General features: G+C 76.4%; 1 protein-coding gene. It reads right to left on the bottom strand.

Annotation, left to right across the window (positions count from 1 at the left end):
- The coding region (locus ACTWPW_RS64490; protein ID WP_443175083.1) for a beta-ketoacyl reductase at positions 1-736 on the bottom strand (736 nt) is incomplete at both ends.

Below are 736 nucleotides of genomic sequence, written 5' to 3'. Positions count from 1 at the left end.
CAGGCCACCGAGACCGCCGGCAGTCCCTGGTCGTGGCGGTGTGTCGCGAGCGCGTCCAGGAAGGCGTTGGCGGCGGCGTAGTTGCCCTGCCCCGCGTTGCCCAGCACGCCGGCCAGCGAGGAGAACAACACGAACATCGACAACGACCGGTCGCGCGTCAGCTCGTGCAGGTGCCAGGCCGCGTCCGCCTTCGGCGCCAGCACCGACTCCATCCGATCCGGCGTCAGGTCCTCCACCAGCGCGTCGTCCAGCACCCCGGCCGCGTGCACCACACCAGCCAGGGACACCGAAGCCAGCACCGCCGCCAGCGCGTGGCGGTCGGACACGTCGCAGGCCGCCACGGCGACCCGCGCTCCCAGGCCCTCCAGCTCGGCCACCAGCGCCCCCGCTCCAGGGGCTAGCGGGCCGCGCCGCGACACCAGCAGCAGGTCACGCACCCCGTGCCGCTCCACCAGCCGCCGCGCCACCAGCGCCCCCAGGCCGCCGGTGCCGCCCGTGACCAGCACCGTCCCCGGCACCTCGCCCAGGGACCCGGCGACGGGCTCGCGGCGGGTCAGGCGGGGCACGAGGAGCTTGCCCTGACGTACGCGGACCTGCGGCTCCCCGACGGCCGCGATCCTGGCCCAGTCGGCGTACCCGTCCTCCGCCTCGGCCAGCACGAACCGGCCCGGCTGCTCCGACTGCGCCGACCGCACCAGCCCCTGCACCGCCGCCCCGGCCAGGTCACCCGGCCTGG

Source organism: Nonomuraea sp. KM90 (assembly GCF_052246675.1).
Lineage (GTDB): Bacteria > Actinomycetota > Actinomycetes > Streptosporangiales > Streptosporangiaceae > Nonomuraea.
The sequence above is the reverse complement of the archived record's forward strand: the minus strand, read 5'-3'. Positions and strand labels throughout refer to the sequence as shown.